Source organism: Flexivirga endophytica, assembly GCF_014640635.1.
GTDB lineage: Bacteria > Actinomycetota > Actinomycetes > Actinomycetales > Dermatophilaceae > Flexivirga > Flexivirga endophytica.
In genome coordinates, this window is the sequence record NZ_BMHI01000002.1 from 308816 (window position 1) to 326516 (window position 17701).

The 17701-nt window shown below is 69.3% G+C and carries 17 protein-coding genes; 13 read left to right on the top strand and 4 right to left on the bottom strand.

Annotated features, from left to right (window positions below):
* Positions 1–2 precede the first annotated feature (2 nt).
* Both IEX71_RS06455 and IEX71_RS06460 read left to right on the top strand, forming a co-directional pair.
* Positions 3–1397 (top strand): tryptophan-rich sensory protein, encoded by a 1395-nt coding sequence (locus IEX71_RS06455; protein ID WP_188836163.1) that lies wholly within the window; start codon positions 3–5, stop codon positions 1395–1397.
* Positions 1398–1715: 318 nt separating this feature from the next.
* A complete protein-coding gene (locus IEX71_RS06460; RefSeq protein ID WP_188836164.1) occupies positions 1716–2201 on the top strand; it encodes an OsmC family protein in 486 nt (161 codons plus the stop codon).
* Here the strand turns inward: IEX71_RS06460 and IEX71_RS06465 are convergent.
* A complete protein-coding gene (locus IEX71_RS06465; RefSeq protein ID WP_229749525.1) occupies positions 2191–2580 on the bottom strand; it encodes a rhodanese-like domain-containing protein in 390 nt (129 codons plus the stop codon). The two genes, IEX71_RS06460 and IEX71_RS06465, sit on opposite strands and share 11 nt — an antisense overlap.
* A gap of 235 nt (positions 2581–2815) precedes the next feature.
* Here IEX71_RS06465 and IEX71_RS06470 point away from each other — a divergent pair, with 235 nt between their 5' ends.
* On the top strand, positions 2816–4207 hold the full coding sequence (locus tag IEX71_RS06470) for a glucose-6-phosphate dehydrogenase (protein ID WP_188836165.1): 1392 nt from the start codon (positions 2816–2818) through the stop codon (positions 4205–4207).
* Here the strand turns inward: IEX71_RS06470 and IEX71_RS06475 are convergent.
* Positions 4204–4908 (bottom strand): class I SAM-dependent methyltransferase, encoded by a 705-nt coding sequence (locus IEX71_RS06475; RefSeq protein ID WP_188836166.1) that lies wholly within the window; start codon positions 4906–4908, stop codon positions 4204–4206. The genes IEX71_RS06470 and IEX71_RS06475 overlap by 4 nt on opposite strands.
* Positions 4909–5058: 150 nt before the next feature.
* Here IEX71_RS06475 and IEX71_RS06480 point away from each other — a divergent pair, with 150 nt between their 5' ends.
* On the top strand, positions 5059–5586 hold the full coding sequence (locus tag IEX71_RS06480) for a DUF4190 domain-containing protein (RefSeq protein ID WP_188836167.1): 528 nt from the start codon (positions 5059–5061) through the stop codon (positions 5584–5586).
* A gap of 1 nt (position 5587) precedes the next feature.
* Here the strand turns inward: IEX71_RS06480 and IEX71_RS06485 are convergent, their stop codons facing one another.
* Positions 5588–6745: a geranylgeranyl reductase family protein gene (locus IEX71_RS06485; protein WP_188836168.1), complete on the bottom strand. Its 1158-nt coding sequence runs from the start codon at positions 6743–6745 to the stop codon at positions 5588–5590.
* A gap of 54 nt (positions 6746–6799) precedes the next feature.
* Complete coding sequence (locus IEX71_RS06490) at positions 6800–7528, bottom strand: FadR/GntR family transcriptional regulator (protein WP_229749526.1); 729 nt, start codon at positions 7526–7528, stop codon at positions 6800–6802.
* A 127-nt stretch (positions 7529–7655) separates the two neighbouring features.
* Here IEX71_RS06490 and IEX71_RS06495 point away from each other — a divergent pair, with 127 nt between their 5' ends.
* The 9 genes from IEX71_RS06495 to IEX71_RS06535 all read left to right on the top strand — a co-directional run bounded on the left by IEX71_RS06495 (position 7656) and on the right by IEX71_RS06535 (position 17674).
* Positions 7656–9374, top strand: a complete 1719-nt coding sequence (locus IEX71_RS06495) for an L-lactate permease (protein ID WP_188836169.1) — start codon at positions 7656–7658, stop codon at positions 9372–9374.
* Positions 9371–10123: a (Fe-S)-binding protein gene (locus IEX71_RS06500; RefSeq protein WP_268235930.1), complete on the top strand. Its 753-nt coding sequence runs from the start codon at positions 9371–9373 to the stop codon at positions 10121–10123. The genes IEX71_RS06495 and IEX71_RS06500 overlap by 4 nt, the downstream gene beginning before the upstream one ends.
* Complete coding sequence (locus IEX71_RS06505; RefSeq protein ID WP_188836170.1) at positions 10120–11676, top strand: lactate utilization protein B; 1557 nt, start codon at positions 10120–10122, stop codon at positions 11674–11676. Before IEX71_RS06500 ends, IEX71_RS06505 begins: the two co-directional genes overlap by 4 nt.
* A complete protein-coding gene (locus IEX71_RS06510) occupies positions 11673–12329 on the top strand; it encodes a LutC/YkgG family protein (RefSeq protein WP_188836171.1) in 657 nt (218 codons plus the stop codon). The genes IEX71_RS06505 and IEX71_RS06510 overlap by 4 nt, the downstream gene beginning before the upstream one ends.
* A 120-nt stretch (positions 12330–12449) precedes the next feature.
* Positions 12450–13958 carry a flavin-containing monooxygenase gene (locus IEX71_RS06515; RefSeq protein WP_308420956.1) on the top strand — a complete coding sequence of 503 codons (1509 nt, stop codon included), beginning with the start codon at positions 12450–12452 and terminating at the stop codon, positions 13956–13958.
* The gene (locus IEX71_RS06520) at positions 13955–15235 is read left to right on the top strand and encodes a glycosyltransferase family 4 protein (RefSeq protein WP_188836172.1); all 1281 of its coding nucleotides are present in this window, start codon (positions 13955–13957) and stop codon (positions 15233–15235) included. The genes IEX71_RS06515 and IEX71_RS06520 overlap by 4 nt, the downstream gene beginning before the upstream one ends.
* Positions 15232–15957 carry a class I SAM-dependent methyltransferase gene (locus IEX71_RS06525; RefSeq protein WP_188836173.1) on the top strand — a complete coding sequence of 242 codons (726 nt, stop codon included), beginning with the start codon at positions 15232–15234 and terminating at the stop codon, positions 15955–15957. The genes IEX71_RS06520 and IEX71_RS06525 overlap by 4 nt, the downstream gene beginning before the upstream one ends.
* Positions 15957–17057, top strand: a complete 1101-nt coding sequence (locus IEX71_RS06530; protein ID WP_188836174.1) for a prenyltransferase/squalene oxidase repeat-containing protein — start codon at positions 15957–15959, stop codon at positions 17055–17057. Before IEX71_RS06525 ends, IEX71_RS06530 begins: the two co-directional genes overlap by 1 nt.
* Entirely contained in the window at positions 17057–17674 is a 618-nt protein-coding gene (locus IEX71_RS06535) for a class I SAM-dependent methyltransferase (RefSeq protein WP_229749527.1), read from the top strand. Before IEX71_RS06530 ends, IEX71_RS06535 begins: the two co-directional genes overlap by 1 nt.
* Positions 17675–17701 lie beyond the last annotated feature (27 nt).

Here is a 17701-nt window from a genome sequence, read left to right on the forward strand (position 1 = left end):
CCATGGCACTCGTGCTGGTCACCGGCGCGACCGGTTACATCGGCGGACAGCTCGTTCCGGAACTGCTGCAGCGGGGGCACACGGTCCGCGTGCTCACCCGTCATACGTCCGGACTCAGCGGGCAGTCGTGGTCGGGACAGGTCGAGGTGGTCGAGGGTGACGCGTCCCGCGCGGCCGACTGCCGTCGCGCGCTGGACGGGGTCGAGACGGCCTACTACCTGCTGCACTCGATGGACGGCCGGGGCGACTTCCGGCGGCGCGACCGGGCGATGGCGCAGACCTTCGCCGACGCGGCGGCCGACGCCGGGATCGCCCGGGTGGTCTACCTCAGCGGGCTGCACCCCGAAGGTGAGCTCTCGGACCACCTGGCGTCCCGGGTCGAGGTCGGGCGGGTCTTCCTGGACGGTCCGATCCCGGCCGTGGTGCTGCAGGCCGGTGTGGTGCTGGGCAACGGGTCCGCATCGTTCGACATGCTGCGGCACCTGACCGAGCGGCTGCCGGCGATGGTGGCGCCGCGCTGGGTCGACAACCGGATCCAGCCGGTCGCGGTCGCGGACGTGGTGCACTACCTGGCCGGCGCGGCGGAGCTGCCCGCCGACACCAATCGCACCTTCGACATCGGCGGCCCGGAGGTGCTGACCTACGCGCAGATGATGCAGCGGTATGCCCAGATCGTCGGCCTGCGGCCACGACGGATCATCAGCGTGCCGGTGCTGACGCCCCGGCTGGCCGGATTGTGGGTCGAGGTCGTCACGCCGATCTCCGCGGGGATCGCCCGGCCGCTGGTCGGCAGCCTGGTGCACGACGCGATCTGCCAGGAGGACGACGTGCTCGACGCGATCGGGCCGCCCCCGCGGGGCCGGACCGGCTTCGCCGACGCGATCCGGGCGGCGGTCACCGACCTGGAGCCGCACCGGTGGATCCGCACGCTGGCCCGCACGTCGGCGGTCGTCGGCACGGCCGCGGTCGCCGGTTCGCTGCTGACCACACCGGATTCGCCGTGGTACCGCCGGCTGGACAAGCCCGCCTGGCAGCCGCCGCCGGCGGCGTTCCCCACCGTGTGGACGCTGCTGTACGCCACCACGGCGGTGGCCACCGCCCGCAGCAGCGCGGAGCTCGCCGAGACCGGCCACCCGGCCCGGAGCCGGCAACTGGAGCAGGCGCTGGCGGCCAACATGGTGCTCAACGCCGGCTGGACCGCGCTGTTCTTCCGGGGCCACCGACCCTGGCCGGCGGCCGTCGAATGCGCTGTCCTCACTGCCAGTTCGGCCGACCTGGCCCGCCGGGCGGGCGCCACGGGCCGGGGAAAGGCAGCCGGCATCGGGCTGTATGCCGGGTGGTGCCTCTTCGCCACCGCGCTGACCGGGTCGATCGCGCGACGAAATGGCCGGCGGTGATTGTGCGGTACGAACCGGTCGGCGCGCTCGCCGATGCCTCCGCTGTGCGCGTCACGAACCGGCACAGATCGTCAAACTCTCGTCGTACACCGCGACGAGCACGACCATCTCCTGCTGCTCGTCCCGGGCGACTGAAGGAGCTGCCGTCCGATCCCGCGCGAACACCTCGGCCTGACAAGGCTGTCGACCTCGGACGCCGCGATGCCACCGCGTTTGAGCGTGTCACCATCACACCGTTCTGCTGTGGCTTCGCGGCTCAGGCGGATCGAAAAATTTACGGCGGGCGCAGGCTGTGTTGGTCCGGCATACGATGCGGGTATGGCGGAGAACCATTCGTACCCCGTGGCTTTGAGCTGGCAAGGCTCCACCGGTGAGGGGTATGACGCCTACTCCCGTGAGCACCGGGTCGGACCTGCAGGACTGGCCGGGATGAAGTTGTCCGCGGACCCGCACTTCGGCGGTGATCCAGCCGTGGCCAACCCCGAGCACCTGCTCGTGATGGCGGCGAGCAGTTGTCAGTTGCTGTCGTTCCTCGCGGTCGCAGCGCGGGCCCGGCTGGATGTCATCGACTACGTCGATGCGGCGGAAGGGACCATGCCGGAAGGGAATTCGCCGATGTCGATCACGGATGTCGCGCTGCACCCAGTGGTGACACTCGCTCCGGGTAGTCGTCTGGATCAGCTCGAGCGGCTGACGCGCATCGCGCACCAGGAGTGCTTCATCGCCAACTCGCTGCGCTCGCGGATCTCGATCGTGGCGCGCTTTGTGATCGACGGCGACGACGTGGCAACCGTCAGGCTCTGACCGGCAGGCCGAGCGACCGCCACGCGTCGAAACCGCCGATGACAGCGGTCGTACGGTGAACACCCAGGCCCGCCAAGGCATCTGCGGCAAGAGACGAGGCGTGACCGTCCTGGCACAGCAGGATCAGGCGTAGGCCGGGGTTCGCGATCCCTTCGCTGTGCAGCGTCTGCGCGATCCCTCCCTCGATCGCGCGCTGATCCGGAGGGCGGATATCGACCAAGTGCGCTCGCTCGAACAACAACTCCTGGAAGGCGGCGCGCGGGCTGAGCCGCTGCCGCCCCTCGGCCACGGACCTGTCCTCCATGACTGCCGCGAACGAAGTGCTGCTGGCGAAAAGCTCTGACTGCCAGGTCATTTCGGGTTGGTGGGTGGTGATCATCAAGCATCCTTGTGCGGTCTGTCGAGAGTTGTGCGGGGAGTCAGGTCGACAGACGGCAACAGGTGATCGCGCGACGCATGGAGCGTCGTGAATCACCAGCGATGATGCTTTGCATAACGTTAAGTTACACAAGGTCCCGCTCCGTGACAACCCGCCACCGGATCCGCACTGGAAGAGGCGCGCAGAAGGGGCAGTCATCGCGAACAAGCCGGCCGGCCATGCCATGCTCGGGGCCATGGCTGCTGAGACTCCCGTGACCTTGCTCATCCTCGGCGCCGGTGGTGACCTCACCCACCGGTTGTTGCTGCCCGGTGTCGGCAGCCTGCTCAAGATCGAGCCATCCCGGAAGGTGCAGATCGTCGGTGCCGATCGCGCGGACCTGACTGCGACGCAATGGAAGAAACGGGTCGAGGAGTCGTTCGCCACTGTCCCCGTGCCTGCTCGCCCCGCGCGTTCCGCGCTCGCCAAGACCCGTTACCAGCAGACCGACCTGCTCGACACCGAGCAGCTGGCCGACCTGCTGGCCGGCTGCTCCGGACCACTGGTCATCTACTTCGCGCTACCGCCGGCCGTGTCGATGAAGGTGTGCAGACTGCTGGAGGACATCGACCTTCCCGACGACACTCGGCTGGCACTGGAGAAGCCATTCGGTGGTGACGAGAAGTCGGCGCGCACGTTCAACGCGCAGTTGCACAAGCTGGTCCCGGAGGATCACATCTTCCGCGTCGACCACTTCCTGGGTCGCTCCACCGTGCTCAATCTCATCGGGTTGCGCTTCGCGAACCGCATCCTGCAACCGATCTGGAGCGCCGAGCACATCGAGCGCGTCGAGATCATCTACGACGAGGACCTCGCCCTCGAAGGACGCGCCGGCTACTACGATCGGGCCGGAGCCCTGCGCGACATGTTGCAGTCACACCTGTTGCAGATCCTCGGCGTCTTCGCGATGGAGTCGATCGCCGACCTGTCCGCCCAGGAGGTGCAGGACCAGAAGGCCCAGGTGCTGCGCTCCACCTACCTGTGGGGCGGCAGCCCGAAGAGGTCCAGCAAGCGTGCCCGCTACACCGCCGGACAGATCGGCCGTCGCAAGATCCCGGCGTACACGCGGGAGAAGGGTGTCGACCCCTCGCGCGAGACCGAGACGCTCGCGCAGGTGCAGGTAGAGGTGCGCAACAACCGGTGGGCGGGCATCCCGTTCACGTTGCGCAGCGGCAAGGCGCTCGGCACCCCGCGCAAGCAGGTGATCGCCTACTTCCGGCCGGTTCCGCACCTGCCCAACGGTTTCGACAACACGGCAGCACCCGACAAGCTGATCATCGACCTCAAGCCGGGCGCCGTGTCGTTCGTGCTGACGATGAATGCCGAAGGCAGCCCGATGGACCTGGAGCAGAAGGAGCTGCGCGCCGAACTCGCACCCGGCTGGATGCTCCCGTACGGCGAGGTGCTGCGCGAGGTCCTGGACGGGGACAACCTGCTGTCCGTCCGCGGCGACGCAGCCGAATCCTGTTGGCGCATCATGGATCCGGTGCTCAAGGCATGGAAGGCCGGCCGCGTGCCGATGGAGGCGTACCCCGCCGGCTCGACCGGCCCGAAGGGTTGGTTGCCCGACGACTCCCTCGTCCGTTAGGACGACACGGCGAGCCAGGTGAGCAGCGTCGAGGCGAGCGTGTAGCGCTCGCCGCCGCGCTCCTCTTCGACCTCGGCCGGGTGCAGCTGGCTGTCGGCGACGGTGAAGTCGACGAAGACGTCGTCGAGCAGCCGGCGTGCGGTGTCGATCGACAGGTCGCTCTCCAGCAACGCCGGGCGCCGGGTGCCGTCGGCGCGGATTTCGAAACGATCGGCGATGATCCCCAGCGCCACGACGCCGCCCGGCCGGGTCGCAATCCTGGTTCGCTGCAACAGGTTTCGTACCGCCTCCGGTCGCGGCAGGTGCTCGATCGCGGAGAACGCGAAGACCAGGTCGGCAGGGGCCGCGAAATCGAAGTCGTCGAGATCTGCCGTGACCGTGTGCAACACCGTCGAGACGCCGGCGGGCACCTCGGTCTCGAGTTGCGCGAGCGCGGACGGCAACAGGTCTACGGCATACACCGTGGAGCCGGCGGGCAGTCGCTCCAGCATCGGCATCGTATGGCGCCCGATGCCGGCGCCCAGGTCGTAGGCGGTCACCGCCCGGTCGGAGGGCAGCAGCGCGAGAGCCGCGGTCAGCAGCGGGTGCGGATTGGCCAGCCAGGTCCCGGCATCGCCGAGGTCGGCCGAGGCGTAGAGCTCCTCGTGATAGCGGACCGTCTCGTCACGGGCACGCTCGAAATCGTCGGGCTGGTCGGTCATCCCTCGATTGAAGCGCACCGCCGCCGACGATTCGTGGAGACGGCACACCCGCACCTACCATGGCCGCATGTCTGATCCGTATGGCGCCTACGGCTCCCGGGACCGGAGCTTCCACGAGCGAGCGCAGCTAGGACCGAAGGGGTCAGGCGAATGACGGGGCACGACGCAGGAGTGCCACGTCATGACCAAGAGACGACCGCTCATCCGGCGGTCGATCCCTACGCCCAGCCCGGACAGCGGGACAAGGCTTCCCAGGAGCAGCAGTACGGGCAGCCGCAGTACGGGCAGCCTCCCTACGGCTACGGTCAGCAGCCCTATCCCCAGCAGGGCTATCAGCGGCCATACGGTTATCAGCAGCCCTACGGCCAGCAGCCGTACGGCGGCTACGGGATGCCGGCCGCGCCATACAGCACCTATCAACCGACCCCGACCAACGGGCTCGCGCTGGCCTCGATGATCACCAGCATCGCCGGGATCTTCGTGTTCTGTGGGTTCTCCGGCATCGTCGCCATCATCCTCGGAGTCATGGGCCTCAAGCGCTCGCGGGAGATCCAGGACATCGGGCGCGGTCAGGCGATCGCCGGCATCGTCATCGGCGCCATCCAGTTCGTGCTGGTCATACTCGTCATCGCCGGTGTGATCATCGCCGGCCTGAACGAGCCCTCGACCGGGACCTGACTCACCAGCGGTTCATCGCTGCCAGGCCGACCCGCACGACGCGGTGGCGTCCGGCCACCCGGCCCAACGTGGTGTCGCCGCGGGTGATCCGGGTGAAGACCCGCCACCCCGGCGAGGTACGCAGCATCGTGTGGAACGCGCGCGGGTGTCGCTCGAACGCCCGCAGCGTCTGCTGCCCGACCCTCATCTCGGTGCCGAGCTCGCGCTCCACGTCGCGGGTGTATGACGCCAGGCCCTCCTCCGGCGAGTCGCTCGCGAGGCCGACCCGCGCCGCGGCCGCTCCGGCGAACGTGCCCGACCGGACGGCATACGAGATGCCCTCGCGGGTCCAGGGCTCGAGCAACCCCGCGGCGTCCCCGGCGACCAGCACCCGGCCGCGCCCGAGGGGTGAGTCCGCGGTCCGGCAGCGCGTCAGGTGGCCGGAGTCGCGCACCACGGGTAGCGACGAAAGCCCTTGCTGCGCCACGAAATCGGCCAGGTAACGCTTCGTCTCGGCCGGTTTGCCCTTGGCCATGATGACCCCGACGGTCAGCACGTCCTGCTTGGGGAAGACCCAGGCGTAGGAGCCGGGCACGGGACCCCAGTCGAGGTGCACCCGGCCGGACCATGCCGTGCGGGCGGCGGCGTCCGGGGTCAGCTCGACCTCCAGACCGAGATCGACCTGGCGCAGTTCCACGCCCGCATACCGGCCGACCCGGCTCGCCGACCCGTCGGCGCCCACCACGGCCCGGGCGCGCACCTCGCCGTCCGAGGTCGTGATCGTGACCAGGTCAGCCGCTTCCTGCACGCCGGTCACGGCGACGCCGGTCTGCAACTCCGCACCGGCAGCGGTCGCGGACGTGACCAGCGCAGTGTCGAACTCGGCCCGGTTCACCAGGCTCAGCAGTCGGTCCTCGGCCCGCTTCTCCACATGGGACCGGCCGTGAATCGTGAACGATGCCCGGGTGATCCGCTGCTGGACCGGCACCTCGACGTCCGGCGGAAGCGACGCCAGCGTCGGCCCGATCAGACCACCGCCGCAGGTCTTGTAGCGCGGGAACTCCGCCCGGTCCAGCAGGAGGGTCCTCGCGCCGGCCCGCGCCGCGGCATACGCCGCCCGACTCCCGGCCGGTCCGGCCCCCACGACCACCACGTCATACGCCTGATCCCGCAATGTCACGGTCGCAGATGCTAACCGAGGGTTCGGTCGCGCGGTGTCCTCGAGCGGCGCGGGTCAGCCGCCGGCGTCCGCGTGCAGGCTCGTCATTCGCGCGTACGCCGACCGGATGTGCTCCTCGATGAGCGCGACCGCGGCCTCGGTCTCGTGGGCGGTGATGGCGGCGACGATCCCGTGGTGCTGGGCTCGCAGGATGTCGCGAGTGCTGATCCAGTCCGGGAGGGCATCGAGACCGGCGAGGATCGGCAGCCGCATCGACTCCCGGATCGCGATCGTGAGGTCGCTGGCCAGCCGGTTGCCGGCTGCTTCGGCGATCGCCACATGCAGGCCGGTGTCGTGGTTGTTGAACTCCGCCATCGTCAGGCCGTCGTCGTCCATGACCTCGAGCAGGTCCCGCATCCGCGCCAGGTCCGCGTCAGTCGCCCGGGTGCTGGCGAGCCTCGTCGACAGCCGCTCGAGCGCGACCCGGACCTCGGTGACGTCGGGGGTCGGGAAGTTCGCGAGTGCCACGTGCAGGCGCAGCAGCCGGGTCAGGGCCTGATGCGGCACCCCGGAGATGGTCGTACCGCCGGTCGCGCCGGCTCCGACGGCGGATTGCAGGACGCCGTTCGCCTGCAGGGTGCGCACCGCCTCGCGCACCGCCGGACGGCTCACCCCGACGCGCTGGGCGAGGTCCCGCTCGGCCGGCAGGTGGGAACCGACCGCGAACTCACCGCTGAGGATGCGTTGCTCGATCCAGTCGACGACCAGCTGCCAGGCCTTCTTCGGCGCAACGTCATCGGACACGTCCGCGAGCCTACGTCTTGCGGTCAGGGGCTTACGCAACGGCGGATCGGCTGGTATGTTCTGCGTCACATCTTAATGGTAAGACCATTACTCCCCCTGCACCACCGCCCGTTTGGAGACCGCCACGATGCCGACCTACCAACCACCGATCACGCCGGTCGCGGACAGCCTGTGGCTGTCCGCAATCATCGCGGCGCTGCCGTTGCTGAGCATCTTCCTGACCCTCGGACTGCTGCGCTGGAAGGCCCATTGGGCCGGCCTGACCGGCCTGGGGATCGCGCTCGTCGTGGCGATCGTCGCGTTCAAGATGCCGGTGGATCTCGCGCTGCTGGCAGGCACCGAAGGGGCGGCATACGGCCTGGTCCCGATCATGTGGATCGTCTTCGCGGCGATCGTGCTCTACCAGGTCACCGTCGTGAGCGGCCGGTTCGAGGACCTGCGCGCAGCCTTCCACCTGGTGTCCAACGATCCACGGGTGCAGGCGATCATCATCGCGTTCTGCTTCGGTGCGCTGCTGGAGGCACTGGCCGGTTTCGGTGCGCCCGTGGCGATCACCGGGGTCATGCTCATCGCGGTCGGCTTCTCGCCGTTGCGTGCGGCGGCCGTCGCCCTGCTGGCCAACACCGCGCCCGTCGCGTTCGGGGCCATCGGCATCCCGATCATCACCGCCGGCAACCTGACGCACATCGACTACAACATCGTCGGCGCGTATGTCGGACACCAGACCCCCGTGCTCGCACTCGTCGTCCCGCTCATGCTCGTCTTCCTGGTCGACGGTCGTCGCGGCGTTCGCCAGACCTGGCCCATCGCGCTCGTGGTCGGTGCCGCCTTCGCAGTGGCGCAGTGGGCGTCCGCGACCTACATCTCGGTCGAGCTGACCGACGTCATCGCCTCCCTGGTCGGTCTCGCCGCCGCCGTCGTCATGCTCCGCTTCTGGCAGCCGCAGGGGCGCGAAGAGGCCAACGAGTCGATCGCCCAGGCCCGCAAGCTCGAATTCGCAACTGTCGGTGGGGGATCCGGCGATGCGGGCACCGCTGTCGCGGACGACGACATCGCGTTCACCTCGGCGGAGGAGATGGACCGTCGGGCCGAGGCGCTCACCCCCGGCCGCATCGGTATGGCGCTGTTGCCCTACCTACTGGTCATCGCGGTCTTCGCGGCGGCCAAGCTCATCGACCCGATCAAGAACGCCCTCGCCGACACCGACGTCAAGATCGGTTGGCCCGGGCTGGACGGCCACGTCCTCTCCGGGACCGGCAAGGTCAGCGCTACCACCGTCTACACGCTGCCCTGGCTGTCCTCGCCCGGCTCGCTGCTGTTGATCTGCTCGGTCATCGTCGCGCTGGTCTACAAGGTCGGACCGGCCCAGTGGGGGCGTGAGTTCGTGGAGACCGGGGTCAAGCTCCGGTTCGCGTTCCTGACCGTCGCGTCCGTGCTCGGGCTCGCCTACGTGATGAACCTGTCCGGCCAGACCGTGACGATCGGCACCTGGATCGCCGGCACCGGCGCCGCCTTCGCGTTCCTGTCGCCCATCCTGGGCTGGCTCGGCACCGCGGTCACCGGCTCCGACACCAGCTCCAACGCGCTCTTCGCGACGCTGCAGCAGACCGCCGGGCACAAGGCCGGCATCGATCCGACCCTGCTGGTCGCGGGCAACTCCGCGGGTGGTGTGGTCGGAAAGATGATCAGCCCGCAGAACCTCACGATCGCCGCCGTCGCGGTCGGCCTCGTCGGGCGGGAGTCGGACATCTTCCGCAAGGTCATCCTCTGGTCCATCGGACTGCTGGCGATCGTCTGCCTGCTGGTCGGCCTGCAGTCGACGGTCCTGTCCTGGATGCTGCCGTGACCGCCGCGCCACGGGTCGCGCTCTTCGCCACCTGCTTCAACGACACGATGTGGCCGGACACGCCACGTGCGACCGTGAGCCTGCTGGAGCGGCTCGGCGTCACCGTCGAGTTCCCGATGGCGCAGACCTGCTGTGGTCAGATGTTCACCAACACCGGGTATGTCGACGAGGCGGTGCCGCTGGTCCGGGCGTTCGTCGACGTGTTCGGTTCGTATGACGCCGTCGTCGCGCCCTCCGGGTCGTGCACCGGGTCGGTCCGCGAGCAGCACCAGTGGATCGCCGAGCGGTCGGGTGACAGCGGCCTGGCCCGGGAGGTCGAGCAGCTCACGCCACGTGTCCACGAACTGTCGGAATATCTCGTCGACGTGCTCGGGGTCGTCGACGTCGGCGCCTACTTCCCGCACCGGGTGACCTATCACCCGACCTGTCACTCGCTGCGCATGCTGCGTGTCGGTGACCGGCCGCAACAGTTGCTGCGCGCGGTCCGCGGCATCGACCTCGTCGAGCTGCCGAGCGCGACCGAGTGCTGCGGGTTCGGTGGGACCTTCGCGATGAAGAACGCCGACATCTCCGTCGCGATGGGTTCGGACAAGGCCCGGCACATCCGGGAGACCGGTGCCGAGGTCGTCGTGGCCGGTGACAACTCGTGCCTGGCCCACATCGGCGGTCTGCTGGACCGCCAGCGGGCCGGCGTGCGGTCCCTGCACCTGGCCCAGATCCTGGCATCGACCGAGGAGGATCCCGCATGAAGAAAGCTGCCCGTTCCACGGCACCCGAGCGAAACCCCGTCGGCATCACCACACCGACATACCTCGGCATGCCAAAGTTCCCGAAGCTGGCCGCACCCGAGCTGCGCAACCCGGTGCTGCGGCACAACCTGCAAATGGCGACGCACACCATCCGGGACAAGCGCGCCCAGGTCGTCGGCGAGGTCGACGACTGGGAGGCGCTGCGGGTCGACGGTGCGCGCAGCAAGGACGCGGCGCTGAACAACCTCGACGAGCACCTGGAGGAGTTGGAACGCAACCTGCAGAAGGCCGGTGCGACCGTGCACTGGGCGCGCGACGCCGAGGAGGCCTGCTCCATCGTTGTCGAACTTGTCCAGGAATCCCTCGGGGCCCCCGCGAAGTATTCGGAGGAGCGCAGCGGGGGAGAAACTTCGTGGGGTGGGGGTGAGGTCGTGAAGGTCAAGTCGATGGCCACCCAGGAGATCGAGCTCAACGAGGCACTCGAGGCGGCGGGCATCAGCGCCTGGGAGACCGACCTCGCGGAGCTCATCGTGCAGCTCGGCCACGATCGGCCCTCGCACATCCTGGTGCCAGCAATTCACCGCAACCGCAGTCAGATTCGCGAGATCTTCGACCGCGAGATGGGCAAGGTGGGCCGGCCGGCGCCGGACGGTATGACGGACGAGCCGGCACAGTTGGCCGAGGCGGCCCGGCAGCACCTGCGGGAGAAGTTCCTGCGCGCCAGGGTCGCGATCTCCGGCGCGAACTTCGCGGTGGCCGATACCGGAACGCTGGTCGTGCTGGAGTCGGAGGGCAACGGCCGGATGTGCCTGACCCTGCCCGAGACCCTGATCAGTGTCGTCGGCATCGAGAAGGTCGTGCCCACCTGGGACGACCTGGGCACCTTCATGCAGTTGCTGCCACGGTCCAGCACGGGGGAGCGGATGAACCCCTACACGACGATGTGGACCGGCGCCACGCCCGACGACGGCCCGCAGGACGTGCACGTCGTGTTGTTGGACAACGGCCGCACCCGGGTGTTGGAGGACGAACTCGGCAGGCAGGCGCTGCGCTGCATCCGGTGCTCGGCGTGCCTGAACGTCTGCCCGGTCTACGAGCGCGCGGGAGGGCACGCCTACGGCTCGGTCTACCCAGGACCGATCGGCGCGGTGCTCACCCCGCAGCTGCGGGGCACCGCGAGCCCCATCGACGAGTCGCTGCCCTATGCCTCCAGCCTGTGCGGCGCCTGCTTCGACGCGTGCCCGGTGCGGATCGACATACCGCGGATGCTGGTCGAGCTGCGCAGCCAGGTCGTCGACCAGCACCGCGGCGGCGTGCCGTCGGCCGAGGCGGCCGGCATGCGCGCCGCGTCCTGGGTCTTCGGCAACCACAAGCGGCTGGAGGGCGTGCAGGCCGGCGCCGCAGCCGCGAGCCGGCTGTTCGGCAAGCGGACGTCGATCAGCCAGCTGCCCTGGCCCGCATCCGCCTGGACCCAGGCACGCAACGCACCCACACCCCCGAAGGAGTCGTTCCGGTCATGGTGGCGACGGACCCACGAGGAACCACGGTCATGAGCACGGCACGCGAGGAGATCCTGGGTCGGATCCGGCACGCCCTCGACGGATCCGGCGCACGCACCGCCGACACGGCCGCCGGCCCGGTCGGTATGACGGGCGCGCCGACCCCGGGCAGCACGGCGCACGACGCGATGGTCGAGCGTTTCGTCGAGGTGACGGCGGACTACCGCGCCGTCGTGCAGCGGTGCGGCCCGGAGCAGCTCGCCGCCCACGTCGCCGCGGCACTGCAGGCGTATGGCGCAGGTCGTGTCGTCATACCGCCCGGTCTGGAGCAGGACTGGCTCAGCGCGTCCGAGGCCGAGTTCGTCATCGACGACGATGTCAGCACCGAAGGTCTCGACCGCTGCGACGCGGTGGTCACGGCGGCATCGGTCGGCATCGCCGAGACCGGCACGATCGTGCTCGACCACACCGCCGACCAGGGGCGACGGGCGCTGACCCTGGTGCCGGACGTGCACGTGTGTGTGATCCGCGAGAGCCAGGTGACCCCGGACGTCCCGGGCGCCATCCGGCTGCTGCGGCCGGCGATCGAGGCGCACCGCGCGCTGACCTGGATCAGCGGTCCCAGTGCCACGAGCGACATCGAGCTCAATCGCATCGAGGGGGTGCACGGTCCGCGGCACCTGCACGTGATCGTCGTGGCCGGCTGAGTCGGCACCCGGCGCAGTCGGGGTCGACCCGAAACCCGGCAGTGGCCGATCTGGCGTGCCATGTGACCGGCGGGTAACTTGGATCTCCGACCATCCCGATCGGCGAGCCGAGGAGTCACGATGCCTTTGCAGGACCACTACGACGTGCTGGTGGTGGGCGCCGGCCTGTCCGGGATCGATGCCGGATACCGGATCCAGACCATGTGCCCCGGCGCCGACTACGCGATCCTCGAGGCCCGCGAGACCCTGGGCGGCACCTGGGACCTGTTCCGTTACCCGGGCATCCGCTCCGACTCGGACATGTTCACGCTCGGCTTCCCCTTCGAGCCGTGGACCGGCGAGAAGTCGATCGCCGACGGCGCCGACATCCTGCAATACCTGAAGGACACCGCCGCGAAGTACGGCATCGACCGGCGCATCGTCTATTCCACCAAGGTGACCGAGGCCGACTGGTCCAGCACCGACGCGCGCTGGACGCTCACCGTGACGACACCCGAGGGCACGTTCACCGTGACCGCCGACTTCGTCTACCTCTGCTCCGGCTACTACAACTACGACCAGGGCTACCGCCCCGACTTCGCCGGCATCGACGACTTCGCCGGTGACGTCATACATCCGCAGTTCTGGCCCGACGACCTCGATGTCGACGGCAAGAAGATCAGTGTCATCGGCTCCGGTGCCACCGCGATGACCCTGGTGCCGGCGCTCACCCGCCAAGGGGCGACGGTCACGATGATCCAGCGGTCCCCGACATACGTGATCAGCCTGCCGTCGCGCGACGTCATCGCCAACACGTTGCGCAAGGTGCTGCCCGGCAAGCAGGCGTATGCCGCAACGCGTATGAAGAACGCCGTGACGACCGTCGGGTTCTACGAGTTCTGCCGGCGGGCGCCCGGGTTGGCGACGAAGGTGCTGCGCACCGGGGTCGCCCGCCAGATCAAGGACAGCAACGTCGACATGGCCGCGTTCACCCCGCGCTACAAGCCCTGGGACGAGCGGCTGTGCGTGGTGCCGGACTCCGACCTCTTCAAGGCGATCCGCCACCACGACGTCGAGGTCGTCACCGACACGATCGATCACATCGAGGCCGACGGAATCCACACCGGATCGGGACGGTCGATCCCGTCCGACATCATCGTCACCGCGACCGGCCTCAACGTGCAGCTCGCCGGTGGCGCGACGCTGCGGGTCGACGGCAAGGAGTGCGACCCCGGCGGTCGCTACATCTACCAGGGTCTGATGCTGGAGGGTGTGCCCAACGCCGCCGTCTGCATCGGCTACACCAACGCCTCCTGGACCCTGCGGGCCGACCTGTCGGCGAAGTTCTTCTGCCGCTTCATCAACCATGTGCGGGCGAAGGGCCACGCCTACGGCTACCCGACCGTCACGTCCGAAATGCCCACGTCACCGGCGCTCGACCTCGCGGCGGGCTACATTCAGCGGTCCATCGCGACGCTGCCCAAGCAGGGTGACCGCAAGCCGTGGTTCCTCCGGCAGAACTATTTCGCCGACCGCCGCGACGCGCGGCGGGCGAACGTCACCGACGACATGACCTTCGTGCGCCCCGGTGAGGCCCGGACGCCGAACGACGACCTGCACACCGCCGCCGCCGAACCGAGTGTCGCGTGAAGATCGCGCTCGCGTCATACAGGAGCAAGGAGCACTCCGGCGGCCAGGGCGTCTACGTGCGCAACCTCTCCCGCGAGCTCGTGGCGCTCGGCCACGACGTCGAGGTCTTCAGCGGGCAGCCCTACCCGCGGCTGGACGCCGGCGTGCGACTGACGCCGGTGCCGAGTCTCGACCTCTATCGCGCGGATGACCCGTTCCGTCGGCCCGCACTGCGTGAATTCCGCTCTGCGGTCGATGTTTTCGAGTTCGCGACGATGTGCACAGCGGGCTTCCCCGAGCCGCGGACGTTCGGCATGCGCCTGTCCCGGCTGCTGTGGGACCGGGTGGGCGACTTCGACATCCTGCACGACAACCAGACCCTCGCGCCGGGCGTGCTGGCGCTCGAGCGTCGTGGGCTGCCGTTGCTGACGACCATCCATCACCCGATCAGTCGCGACCGACGGCTGGAGCTGGAGGCGGCCACCGGCTGGGACCGCGTCACCAAGCGCCGGTGGTACGGCTTCGTGCAGATGCAGCGACGGGTCGCCCGGCGCAGCAAGCACATCCTGACCGTGTCCCGGGTGTCCGCACGGGACATCGCGGCCGACTTCGGGGTGCTGCGTGACCGGATGCGCGTCGTGCCGGTCGGTGTCGACGTCGATCGCTTCCGGCCACGCGAGACACCGCGCGTGCCGGGCCGGATCGTGTCGATCATCAGCGCCGACGTGCCGTTGAAGGGTATGTCGGTGCTGGTCGACGCACTGGCCGCGCTGCCCCGCGAGGCGTGGAGTGAGCTGATCGTCGTCGGTACGCCGAGCGAGGCGACCGGCAAGCGGTTGGCCGATGCCGGTCTGGTCGACCGGGTGACGTTCCGCAGCGGACTGACCGACGAGGAACTCGCGCAACTGGTGGCGTCGGCGTCGCTGCAAGTGATTCCGTCGCGGTACGAAGGGTTCTCGATCCCCGCGATCGAGGCGATGGCGTGTGGCACACCGGTGGTCGCGTCCGACGTCGGCGCGCTGCCGGACCTGCTCGCCGACGGTGTCGGTCGCCTGGTGCCGGTAGGTGACATCGCTGCCCTGGGCGCTGCGATCGCCTCGGTGCTGGCGTCCCCGGCCGAGGCCGCGCAGATGGGTGCGGCCGGTCGGGAGCGTGCGGTCGCCACTTACAGTTGGCGCGCGGTTGCCAGGGCGACCGCGGATGTCTACGCCGAGGTGATCGCCGCGAGCGGGCGCACGGCGCCCACCCGTGAGCCTGCGATGGCCGAGGTACGAAACCTTGAGGAGCAACAACGATGATCACGATGGACTTCGACTCGGCGTTCCCGGTCTCACCCGGCATGAGCGTCCTGGACGTCGGCGCCGGACAGGGTCGTCACTCCTTCGAGGTGCTGCGCCGCGGTGCCGTCGTGACCGCCTTCGACCAGTCCGAATCGGACCTGGCCGACATCAAGACGATGTTCGGCGCGATGGAGCTCGAGGGCGAGGTGCCCGAGGGTGCATCAGGGACCGTCCTGCACGGTGACGCGCGGTCGATGCCGTTTCCGGACAACAGTTTCGACCGGGTCATCGCCTCGGAGATCCTCGAGCACGTGCACGAGGACGACGAGGTCATCGCCGAGCTCTTCCGGGTCGTGAAACCGGGCGGACTGGTCGCCGTGTCGGTGCCGCGCAGCTGGCCGGAGAAGGTCTGCTGGAAGCTGTCGGACAGCTACCACGAGGTGGAGGGCGGTCACATCCGCATCTACCGGGCGTCCGATCTCGTCGCCAAACTGCGACGGTCGGGCCTGGCGCCATACAAGCAACATCACGCGCATGCACTGCACGCGCCCTACTGGTGGCTGAAGTGCGCGGTCGGTCCGGACAACAACGACAACCCCGCGGTGAAGGCCTATCACCGGCTGTTGGTGTGGGACATGATGCAGGCGCCGTTCGTCACGCGTGCGGCCGAGAACGCTCTCAACCCGGTCGCGGGCAAGAGTTTCGTGGTGTATGCCGCCAAGCCGGAGATCAGCGCCTGATGGTGGTGCAGCGACCCGTCGGGCGACTCGGCGCGCTGGCGGTGCCCAACGTGCTGACCGCCGGACAGTGTGCTGCGACAGCGCAATTCATCTTGCGGCAGCAGCGCTCCAACGGCTCGATCCCCTGGTATGACGGCAGTCATCTCGACCCCTGGGACCACGTCGAGGCGGCCATGGGGCTGACCGTCGCCGGTCACTGGTCCGCCGCGTGGCGCGCGCTGGAGTGGTCGGCGTCGACCCAGCGCCGGGACGGGTCCTGGCCGATGGTGGTGCGGGACGACGAGGTCGAGGACGCGGGAGCCGACACCAACCAGTGCGCCTACATCGCGGTCGGCGTGTGGCACTACTACCTGGTGACCGGTCGGACCGACGGGCTCGCCCGCCTGTGGCCGACCGTCGAGGCGGCGATCAATTTCGTCATACGCGCTCAGCACCCGGGTGGCGAGCTCGGCTGGGCCGTCGGCGCCGACGGCGGCGTCGCCGACTTCGCACTGCTGACCGGCAGTGCCAGCGCGCTGCAGTCGCTGGAGTGCGCGTGCCTGATCGCGGCGACGCTCGGGCACGACCGCCCGCGGTGGCGTTGGGCGGGCAATCGGCTGGCCGCGGCACTGCGTGAGCGGCCGCAGTCCTTCGCCGACCGATCCCGCTTCTCGATGGACTGGTACTACCCGGTGCTCGCCGGTGCGGTTCGTGGCCGGGCGGCGACCGATCGCATCGAGAAGGGCTGGGACGACTACGTCCGCTCGGGGCACGGCGCCCAGTGCGTCAACGACCAACCGTGGGTCACCTCGGCCGAGTCGGCCGAGCTGGTCGCCGCACTCGACGCGATGGGCGACACCGACCGGGCGCTGATGGTGCTGGCTGATCTGCAGACCCTCCGTGACGAGGAGACCGGCGGTTACTGGACCGGTCGGAACCTGCCGGACATGGTGCTCTGGCCGCGGGAGCAGACCTCCTGGACCGCCGCTGCAGTGCTGCTGGCCGCCGACGCGGTGACGCAGACGACCGCCGGCTCGGCACTGTGGCGAGACGCCGGCTGGCCGGGGGACGAGTCCGTCGAGTCGGCCACTTCCCTTGCGCGTGACGAGGCGGTCGGCTGATGCCGATCCCACCGGAGCTCGCCGAAACCGTCGCGGCCACAACGGGTTTCATGCCGGTCGACGAGGGCGAGGCGTTGTATGACGTCGCGCTCCGCGCGCGCCCCGGCGCCTGGCTGGAGATCGGCACCTACTGCGGCAAGTCGACGCTCCTGCTCGGCTCGGCAGCCCGCGCCCGCGGTGCACGCCTGGTGACGGTCGATCACCATCACGGCTCGGAGGAGAACCAGCCGGGCTGGGAGTGGCACGACCGGGCGTTGGTCGACCCGCGGTCGGGGCTGCTGGACACACTCCCGCACTTCCGACCGGTGCTCGACGCGCTCGCCGATGTCTGCTCGGCCGTTGTCGCACGCACCGAAGTCGTTGCGGGCTGGTGGAATTCGCCGATCGAGCTGCTCTTCCTGGACGGCAATCACACCGAGAAGACGGCGCAGCACGACTACCGTGCCTTCGCCCGGCACCTCGTGCCCGGCGGAGTGCTGCTGGTCCACGACGTCTTCCCGGACCCCGCCGACGGCGGCCAGGCTCCCTGGCACGTGGTGCAGTCGGCGCTCGCGGACGGCTTCGTCGAGGTCGAGCAGCATGGTTCGCTGCGTGTGCTCTCGGTGCCGGTCGAGTAGGCGCGTAGCCGCAGCGAGCGACCGCCC

Coding starts and splice junctions, on each gene's coding strand:
- IEX71_RS06455 (WP_188836163.1), top strand. CDS start 3: ATGGCACTCGTGCTGGTCACCGGCGCGACCGGTTACATCGGCGGACAG.
- IEX71_RS06460 (WP_188836164.1), top strand. CDS start 1,716: ATGGCGGAGAACCATTCGTACCCCGTGGCTTTGAGCTGGCAAGGCTCC.
- IEX71_RS06465 (WP_229749525.1), bottom strand. CDS start 2,580: ATGATCACCACCCACCAACCCGAAATGACCTGGCAGTCAGAGCTTTTC.
- IEX71_RS06470 (WP_188836165.1), top strand. CDS start 2,816: ATGGCTGCTGAGACTCCCGTGACCTTGCTCATCCTCGGCGCCGGTGGT.
- IEX71_RS06475 (WP_188836166.1), bottom strand. CDS start 4,908: ATGACCGACCAGCCCGACGATTTCGAGCGTGCCCGTGACGAGACGGTC.
- IEX71_RS06480 (WP_188836167.1), top strand. CDS start 5,059: ATGACGGGGCACGACGCAGGAGTGCCACGTCATGACCAAGAGACGACC.
- IEX71_RS06495 (WP_188836169.1), top strand. CDS start 7,656: ATGCCGACCTACCAACCACCGATCACGCCGGTCGCGGACAGCCTGTGG.
- IEX71_RS06505 (WP_188836170.1), top strand. CDS start 10,120: ATGAAGAAAGCTGCCCGTTCCACGGCACCCGAGCGAAACCCCGTCGGC.
- IEX71_RS06510 (WP_188836171.1), top strand. CDS start 11,673: ATGAGCACGGCACGCGAGGAGATCCTGGGTCGGATCCGGCACGCCCTC.
- IEX71_RS06515 (WP_308420956.1), top strand. CDS start 12,450: ATGCCTTTGCAGGACCACTACGACGTGCTGGTGGTGGGCGCCGGCCTG.
- IEX71_RS06525 (WP_188836173.1), top strand. CDS start 15,232: ATGATCACGATGGACTTCGACTCGGCGTTCCCGGTCTCACCCGGCATG.
- IEX71_RS06530 (WP_188836174.1), top strand. CDS start 15,957: ATGGTGGTGCAGCGACCCGTCGGGCGACTCGGCGCGCTGGCGGTGCCC.
- IEX71_RS06535 (WP_229749527.1), top strand. CDS start 17,057: ATGCCGATCCCACCGGAGCTCGCCGAAACCGTCGCGGCCACAACGGGT.